Raw genomic sequence first — 8063 nt, 5'->3', positions numbered from 1 at the left:
CGGAAAAGGCACAAAAATTATAAATATGATTTGTACAATTAAGTAGTCGCTATGATTGTGTTTTGCCTCCAGGCTTTAATTATCGATGAATTCATATTCACCTAGTAACTCATCAAGCTCTTCTAGTGACATTTTATTGTAACCATAATCGGAAGCTGTTTTTTCTGATTCCGTTTGATTAATACAATGATCGATTATCATTTCAAGATTCTCTTTATACTTTTGGTTAAAATCAGCGATTAAAAATTCAGAATATTCCCCTTCGTTGAAGGTAGTGTTTATTATTAATGTATCCTCTACAATTATTGAATTAATTTCTATAGAAGCATCTCTTGCATTTTCGCCACCTATACTTTCGCCAGGTGATAGCCACGATGCAGAAAATTCTTCATTGGTCGCTTTTTTACTCATTTCTCCCAAATAATTAAATAATATAGGTGCCGGCTCATCATTTAACAAATCTTGATCCTTTTTTAGGTATTTTAAAACCCCATATCCTATTCCGTTATTAGGGATTTTTCTTAAAGTCTCTTTTACCAATTTTATACTCATAGAAATTTCTTTTTCTTTACCTAAATCAAAATATACAGGGTATATTGTAGTAAACCACCCAATAGTCCTACTAACATCTATGTTTTCAATGACTTCTTCTCTTCCATGACCTTCCATGAGAATTTTCAGCCTGTTTTCTCCTGTTAAATCTCTTACTGTTACTAACAAAGTCGCTAAAAGAATATCATTTATTTGAGTATTATATGTTTTGTTTGTTTCTCCCAATAACTTTTGAGTGTTCTCCTTATTTAGTGAAATGGTTAAGGTCTTGCTATTTTTATAATCGGTCACATCTATTTCTTCATTTTTCGCTAAAAAATCTACTTTCATTTTAGATATGTCTGCCCAATATTTTTTTTCTTTTAGAAGTTTATTACCTACCGCATAATCCATTAACTTTTCTGAAAACTCCTTAAATGAATCCGTTTTAAAACCTATATCAAGTTTTTCATTGAGATATGCTTGTTTGTATAACATTTCGAAATCTTCGAATAATATTCGCCATGATACTCCATCTATTACAAGATGATGGATAGTAATAAGCAAATGATCACCCTCATTTGTTCTAAAAATGCAAATTTTTAACATTTTACCGTCAGTAATCGAAATTTCTTTTTGTATATTTGTTGCTAGTTGACCTACTATCTCCTGTTGATTATCTTGATTCTTAATATCATGGACATATAAATCAAAGAAATCCCCATTCAAATCACGATTATATTGGATAATTTCACCATTTTCCTCTTTATAAATCATTCGTAAAGCATCGTGTTTTTCACAAATTTTACGAAACACCTTTTCTACAATCTGTTCTTCAAATCCATTTTTTCTATACAGCATAAATGATTGATTATAGTGATTTAGCTCTTTATTATTTAATGCTTCGTTTAATACAAAATGTCTTTTCTGTATTGGCATTAAAGGAACATTTCCCTGAATTATTTCATAGTTTTTCTTTACTCTCGATTCATTTTTTACATACTTACTAAGATTTTTAATTTTCGGGTTTTCAAATAAATCTTTAATTTTGAGTTTAAGATTCACTTTCGATAGTTTAGAAACTATTTGTAACGCTTTTATAGAATCTCCACCAACCTCAAAAAAACTATCGTTAATTCCAATTTCTTTAATACCCAAGACATCCTGCCAAGCTGATACAAGATGTTCTTCCACTTCATTTCGAGGCGCTTCATAATCTGTTCCCTTAGAAAGATCCCCCTCTTGTACAAGAGGCAATGCTTTTCTATCTATTTTTCCATTCGGTGTAAGAGGCATTTTATCTAATTGAATAAAAAATGAAGGGATCATATAATCTGGTAAATAATTTGACAAGTAGTCTCTTAATTCACTTGTAGTTAGCTCCTCTTTAGCTATTATGTATGCACATAAATAGGTAAAACCAGCATTATCTTTCCGATCAATTACTACCGCCTGATTTATATTTTGATTACCTAATAGTTTAGCTTCAATTTCTCCTATTTCTACCCTAAACCCTCGAACCTTTACTTGATTGTCTATTCTTCCTAAAAACTCAATATTTCCATCTGAAAGCCATCTTGCCAAATCTCCTGTTTTATACATTTTTTCACCAGGTATAAAGCCATTTGAAACAAACCTTTCATGAGTAAGGTCTGGTTTGTTTAAGTATCCTTTTGCAAGGCCTTTTCCACCAATGTACAATTCACCATACACCCCTATAGGTTGTGGTTCTAATAAAGAATTTAAAACATAATATTTTGTGTTATTTAATGGCTTTCCTATAGGAGTATTTACCATTTGTGGTATATAATCGTACTCTTCTTCATAATAGCTAGAATCAATAGTTGCTTCTGTAACTCCATAGCTATTAATTACTCTCATATTCTCCCCATATCTTTTAACCAAATTTTTGTACTCATGTATAGGGCAGCTATCAGAACCTAATATTAATAATCGTAATGTCGTGAGATCAAAATTATTTTCATATACATAATTCATAAAAGGTATAATAAGACTTGGAGTAGATTCAAAAATATTAATCTTATACTTCTTAATTGTCTTATATAATAAATCCAGTTCTAGCTTGATATGACTCGGTACTATATACATTGTCCCACCATTTAATAAACTTCTACATAAGTCCCCTGCAAATACATCAAACGACATACTAGCCATTTGTAGTAAATTGACTTCATACTTTGACAATTCATAGTGATCTCTCCAAGTGTAATGGGCATTAACCAAATTTTTATGCTCTACTAACACACCTTTAGGGTTTCCAGTTGTTCCTGATGTATATATGATATACACTAAATCATCTGGTGAATTGATATGATTTAAATTATCTTCATCAATATCATATATATCTATATGATTTATATTTACTACTTCACCGTAGGAACCATTTTTATCCGTTAGATGTTCTTGGGTAATAATAATGTCCGCATTACTATCCTCAAGCATAAATTCTATTCTCTCTGTAGGGTATTCTGGATCTATCGGCAGATATGCTCCTCCAGCTTTTAGAACCCCCAATATTCCTACAATCATTTCTACTGATCTATCCACCATTATTGCAACTATGCTATTTTGTGCAACACCTTTTTCTCTCAAAGTTCTAGCTAGTTTATTTGCTTTTTTATTCAATTCCTCATAGGTCAACTGCTTTTCTTCGAACACTACAGCTATATGATTTGGTGTTTTTTTAACCTGCTCTTCAAAAAGTTCGTGTATAGTACCTACTGGATATTCAACAGCAGTATCATTAAACTTGTTTAATATCATTTCTCTTTCTTCTTGTGAAAGCAAATTTATTTCACTTAATTTTTGTTCAGGATTATTAACAATTTCTTTTAAGATATTAACTACATGATTTCCAATTCTTTCTATTGTTTCTTTTTTAAATAATTTTGTGCAATACTCTAAAATAAATTCTATATGATCTGTATTTTCAATTGCCGATAAACTTAAATCAAACTTTGCCGCTTTAAAATCAATGTCATACGGTTCGATTTTTAAGCCTTTTATATTCAACTCTAGATTATCTAAATTTTGAATAGAAAACATCGTATCAAACAATGCGTTTCTACTAATATCCCTTTTTAAGGCTAGCTTTTCAACTAACTCATCAAATTGATAATCTTGATTTTCATAAGCATTTAAGGTATTTTCTTTTACTTTCTTCAAATAATCAATGAATCTACTGTCTGTTTTAGGACGATTTCTCATCACAAGAGTATTAACAAACATACCAATAGTATTTTTTAAATCATCATGTTGTCTTCCTGCAGTTGGTGAGCCAACTATAATGTCTTCTTGTCCCGTATATTTCGAAAGTAGCGTTGTATATGCTGCTAAAAGTAGCATATACATAGTAACTCCATTTTCCCTTGCAAACATTTTAAGCTTGTTTGTTAGTTCAGAATCTATTTCAAAACTTAATCTATCTCCCTCGCTACTTTGTATTTGTGGTCTTGGAAAGTCAGTTGGCATATTCAGAACTGGTATCTCATCCTCAAATACTTTAAGCCAATATTCCTCCTGTTTCTTTATATTATCACCGTTACAAAACTTTTCTTTCCATTCTGAATAGTCTTTATATTGAATTTCTAATGGCGCTAATTTTTTTTCTCCAAATATATCTGTTAACTCTTTCATCAAGATGCTCATTGATACTCCGTCTGAAATAATATGATGCATATCAAGCATCATGATATGCACATCCTGACTAACTTGTACGATTTCTACTCTTAGAAGAGGAGCTACCTTTAGATTAAAGGGTCTTATGAATCGCGCCACTCGTTCTGATACATTCTCTTTCCCTAATTCACCATATTCAATTTTAAAATCTATTTCTTTTTCTATCTTTTGAACTGGTTCTCCATCAATCATTACAAAAGAAGTTCTTAATGCTTCATGTCTATCAATTAATGCTTTAAAGGCTTTTTCAAAAGTGTCCAATTGAAAGCGCCCCTTCATTTGTATAACAACTGGTAGATTGTAAGTAATTCCACTATCCTCTATTTGATTTAAAATATATAACCTTTTTTGAGCCGATGAAAGATTATAAAATTGCTTTTCCTCAGCTTTCTTTATTTTTGAGTAAGTACTCGTTTCTTTCCCTTTTATATATTCACCAATGCCTTTGATAGTAGGAAAATTAAATATTTGTTTTAATGGCATTTCAACATTTAATTCTTTGTGTATCTTTGATACCAATGAAAAAGCTTTTAGTGAATGTCCTCCAGCTTCAAAGAAGTTATGATTTATTCCAATTTTCTCTATACCCAAAACGTCCTTCCACACTAAAGCCAACTTCTCTTCTACTAGATTTCGAGGTGCTTCATAATGATCTTCTATGAATTTATTGAAATCTGGTTCCGGTAATGCTTTCACATCCACTTTTCCATTAAGTGTAATCGGCAATTTTTCCATCTCTATGAAATGCAAAGGAATCATGTAACCAGGAAGCTCTTTGGCAAGCAACTCTCTCACTTTATCTATGTTCAGTTCTTCATTCAAATCATTAACTGTAATAAATGCGCAAAGATATCTGTTTCCATCTATCCCCTCTTTATCAATTACTTTAGCTTCTTTTATGTTCGATTGTCTTAATAAGTGATATTCAATTTCTTCCAGTTCAATTCTAAAACCGTGAATTTTTACCTGATTATCTATTCTACCTAAAAATTCAATATTTCCATCAGGTAGCCATCTTACTAAATCTCCAGTCCGATACACTCGTTCTCCTAAACTAAAAGCATTAGACTTGAATTTTTCTTCAGTTAATTCTTTTTTATTTTTGTATCCTCGCGCTACACCTTCTCCACCTATATATAATTCACCAGGTATTCCTATCGGCAGTAATTGAGCGTTATTATCCAAAACATACAATTTATAATTGCTTAGTGGTTTACCTATAGGTACACTCATTCCCATACAATCATTGAAACTGACCTTATAATATGTTGCGCAAACAGTTGTTTCTGTAGGACCATATGAATTATAAACATCGGCAATCTCAATAATATTTTTTATATATTCATACTTTAAAACATCTCCACCACTAATAAATTTCATATTTTTATTAAGTATTAAATGCTTATTTTTATCAATTTCATTGAGTAACATTGGTGAACAGCTTACTAAAGTCACATTATATTTTTCAATATTTTTAACTAGCTCATCTATGTTCAGATCACCAATTTTTTTACCAATGATTAATTTCCCTGAATTAGCCAAAATAGGAAATATTTCTTCCGTAAAAGCATCAAATGAAAATGAAACTACTTGTAATATAGAATCTTCTTCATTTAAAGGAATTTGTTTTGAAAATGCATAAATATAGTTAATAACGTTACGATGTGTAGTCATAACCCCTTTAGGCTTTCCACTAGAACCTGACGTATATATTAAATAAGCTAAATCAGATGAATGATTTAAATTTTCTAGGTTGTCCTTATTTAAAGAACTAATTTCTTCATCATTAAATAAAATACTTGGAACTGTTCTTACTTTGAATTGTAAGTGCTCCTGAGTAACAACTAATTTTGCTTCACTATCTTTTAGCATATATTCAATTCTTTCTTCAGGATACTCAGGGTCAATTGGTAAATATGCTGCTCCAGCTTTTAAAATCGCCAATATGCCTATTATCATTTCTGGGGATTTATCCGCCATAATTCCTATTACAGTATCCGGCTTTGTACCATTTTTTCTAAGCAACCTTGCCAGTCGATTTGCTTTTTCATTTAGTTGTGTATATGTTAATTGTTCCTCTTCAAATATAACTGCAATATGATTTGGTGTTTTTAGAACCTGCTCTTCAAATACATGGTTTAAGGTCTTATTTTTAGGAAATTCAGCCATAGTATCATTAAATTTGTGTAATATGATTTCCGTTTCTTCTTCTGAAAGTAAATTTATTTCTCCTAATTTAAGCCCCGGATTATTGGTAATTTCCTTTATTACATTTACTAAATGACCTGCAAGTCTTTTGATTGTTTCTTTTTTAAATAATTTTGTGCAATATTGCAAATCAAATTTCAAATGATCTGTATATTCTATCGCCGTAAGACTTAAATCAAATTTCGCCACATTAAAATCAATATCGCAAACCTCAGTGGTTACTCCATTTATATTAAACTCAAAATTATTTTGAGTTTGTATATCAAACATCGTATCAAACAATGCGCTTCTACTTGTTTCTTTTCTTAAATTTAGTTTCTCTACTAATGTATCAAATTGATATTCTTGATTCTCATAAGCATTTAATGTGTTTTCTTTTACTTGTTTTAAATAATCAATGAATTTAGTATCTGCTTTTGGATGACTTCTCATTGCAAGGGTATTGACAAACATGCCAATTGTATTTTTTAAATCATCATGTGTTCTTCCCGCAATTGGTGAACCAACTATTATGTCCTCTTGCCTTGTATATTTAGAAAGAAGCGTTTTATATACTGCTAAAAGAAGCATATACATAGTAACTCCATTTTCCCTTGCAAGAAATTTAAGTTTATTTGTTAGTTCAGAATCTATTTCAAAACCAAGCCTATCTCCCTCACTACTTTGTATTTGTGGTCTTGGAAAATCAGTTGGCATATTCAGAACTGGAATGTCACCCTCAAATACCTTGAGCCAATATTCCTCCTGCTGCTTTATGTTATCTCCTTTATAGTATTCTTTTTGCCATTCCGAATAGTCTTTATATTGAACTTTTAATGGTGCTAATTCTTTTTCTCTAACTAAATCAGCTAACTCCTTCATCAAAATGCCCATTGATACTCCATCTGAAATAATATGATGCATATCAAGCATCATGATATGCTCATTCTGATTAACACGTAAAATCTCTACCCTTAGAAGCGGCGCTATCTCTAAATCAAAAGGTCTTATAAATCGTGCCACTCGTTCTGATACGCTATCTTCTCCTAATTCACTATATTCAATTTTAAAATCTATTTCTTTTTCTATCTTTTGAACTGGTTCTCCATCAATCATTACAAAGGATGTTCTTAATGCTTCATGTCTATCAATTAGTACCTTAAAAGCATTCTCAAAAACTTGCATTTGGAAATCGCCCACGATTTTGATAACTAAAGGAATATTATATGTCGTACCTTTAGATTCCAAATTATTCAAAATAAGCATCCTTTTTTGTGCCATTGATAAGGTATAACAATCATTTTCTGATTGTTTCGCTTTTGGAATTTCATTCTTTTTTTCTATATCTTCATTTTTTAAAGCTATAATAATTTTTTCTTTATATAACTTTATTTTTCCCTTTAATTCAGCTGTTATTAGTTCACGAGGTCCAATAATTTTTATCTTCCCTTGATTCTGATATAAGAAAATGTTTGATTTTTTCAAATCATTTATAAACCCTTTAATATCCATAACTAGAATCATTCCCTTCGCGGTGCCCATTCAATTTCTCACACTGTTAGTAAATAACTAAAACAACTATCAAATTTCATATACATCTTTGAAATTTAAACCATTGGGCCTAGTTTAACTGCACAATCTATTCC

Annotated in this window: 1 protein-coding gene; it reads right to left on the bottom strand. The window is 30.6% G+C overall.

The features are described 5' to 3' along the window. Positions 1-75: 75 nt before the first annotated feature. Complete coding sequence (locus tag DN404_RS06510) at positions 76-7929, bottom strand: non-ribosomal peptide synthetase (protein WP_149214870.1); 7854 nt, start codon at positions 7927-7929, stop codon at positions 76-78. Between the last annotated feature and the right edge of the window lie 134 nt (positions 7930-8063).

The sequence above is a fragment of the Bacillus sp. TE8-1 genome (genome assembly GCF_008368855.1).
Taxonomy (GTDB): domain Bacteria; phylum Bacillota; class Bacilli; order Bacillales; family Bacillaceae_G; genus Bacillus_A; species Bacillus_A cereus.
This window is presented reverse-complemented; position numbering and strand designations above follow the sequence as displayed.

What these genes read in the sequence shown, in the direction of transcription:
- DN404_RS06510 (WP_149214870.1), bottom strand. Translation starts at nt 7,929, where the DNA reads ATGGATATTAAAGGGTTTATAAATGATTTGAAAAAATCAAACATTTTC.